Here is a 1,545-nt window from a genome sequence, read left to right as displayed (position 1 = left end):
CGCCTCGCGCTGGTCGTCGCCCTCGCGGCCGTGCTCGGCGCGGGCGGCGCGGTGGCCGTGCAGAAGTGGAGCACCGGCGACGGCGGCGGGGCGAACGGAGGCCCGGCCACGCCGTCCACCTCCGCGAGCGGCAGCGCCACGCCCGGTACCGACGGCACGATCCCGGCCTCCTGGCGCCGCTACGACGACGAGTGGGGCTTCGGCCTCTACCTGCCCAAGGGCTGGTCGCGCAGGGTCGTCGGGGTGCCCGGCGAACTCCGGCAGGTCGACTACACGCCCGACGGCGGCGAGCACTTCGTCCGCATCGCCATCGACACCTCGCCCGACTTCAAGGACGCCTACTCCCACCAGCTCGACCTGGACGGCCAGCTCTCCCGGCGGCTGGCCGACTACCAGCGGGTCCGGCTGGAGAAGAACGTCTACCGCGACCTCGGCGGCTCCGCCTGGGAGTACACCTGGACCGCCCTGGCCAAGGACAGCGCCTTCCCGGGGCCGCGGCACGCCGCGGAGGAGACGTACATCTCGCGCGACGGCACCGAGTACGTGATCTACATATCCTCGCCCGCCGCGGACTGGGGCCGGACCAGCAAGCAGTTCAAGGCCGTGCTCCAGGGCTGGCAGGAGCCGCGCTGAGGCCGGCGTCCCGGACTGCGCCGTCCGCGCCGGGAACGGCTGTCCGACCGGTGATCCATGTACCCCCGGGCAGCGACCGGATTTCGCGGACGCGGTGGCCCGCTGCGGCATGATGGGGCGCATGGGGACCGAGGGAGCCGGCGGCTTCCGGCTGATCGCGGGCCGTTACCGCCTGGAGGAACGCGTCGGGCGCGGCGGCATGGGCGTCGTGTGGCGGGCGAGCGACGAGGTGCTGGGCCGTCGGGTGGCGGTCAAGGAGTTCCTTCCGGACGACTCGCTCCCGGACGACGACGCGCGCCGCCGCCGCGACCGTACGTTCCGCGAGGCCCGCGCGGTCTGCCAGTTACGGCATCCGCACATCATCGTCGTGCACGACGTGGTGGAGCACGACGGCCGGCCGTACCTCGTGATGGAGCTGGTCGACGGCCCGTCGCTGGCCGAACGGATCGCCCGGGACGGCCCGGTCGACGCCGACGAGGCCGCGCGGATCGGCATCGCCCTGCTGAGCGCGGTGCACACCGCGCACGAGGCGGGCGTGCTGCACCGGGACATCAAGCCCGCGAACGTCCTGATCGAGTCCGGCACCGACCGGGTCGTCCTCACCGACTTCGGCATCGCCCAGGTCGAGGGCGCCACCACGCTCACCGAGACCGGCTCCTTCGTGGGCTCGCCCGAATACACCGCGCCGGAGCGGATGTCCGGGCTGCGCACCGGCCCGGAATCCGACCTGTGGTCGCTGGGCGCGCTGCTGTGCACGGCGCTCAGCGGTGAATCGCCGTTCCGGCGCGACTCGCTGGGCGGCATCCTGCACGCCGTCGTCTCCGCCGAGATCCGCCCGCCGGCCGAGGCCAAGCCGCTGCTGCCCGTCGTCCTGGGGATGCTGGAGCGCGACCCCGACCGGCGGCTGGGCGC

General features: G+C 73.9%; 1 protein-coding gene and 1 pseudogene. Both read left to right on the top strand.

What is annotated here, in order from left to right; genetic code table 11:
* Window positions 1-633: pseudogene (locus H5J33_RS34750) on the top strand (serine/threonine protein kinase); the annotation flags it as partial.
* A 121-nt stretch (window positions 634-754) separates the two neighbouring features.
* Window positions 755-1,545 (top strand): serine/threonine-protein kinase (locus H5J33_RS34745; protein ID WP_181798638.1); only part of this gene is annotated, 791 nt, incomplete at its 3' end.

Source organism: Streptomyces sp. WELS2, assembly GCF_013870595.1.
Taxonomy (GTDB): Bacteria; Actinomycetota; Actinomycetes; order Streptomycetales; family Streptomycetaceae; genus Streptomyces.
The sequence above is the reverse complement of the archived record's forward strand: the minus strand, read 5'-3'. Positions and strand labels throughout refer to the sequence as shown.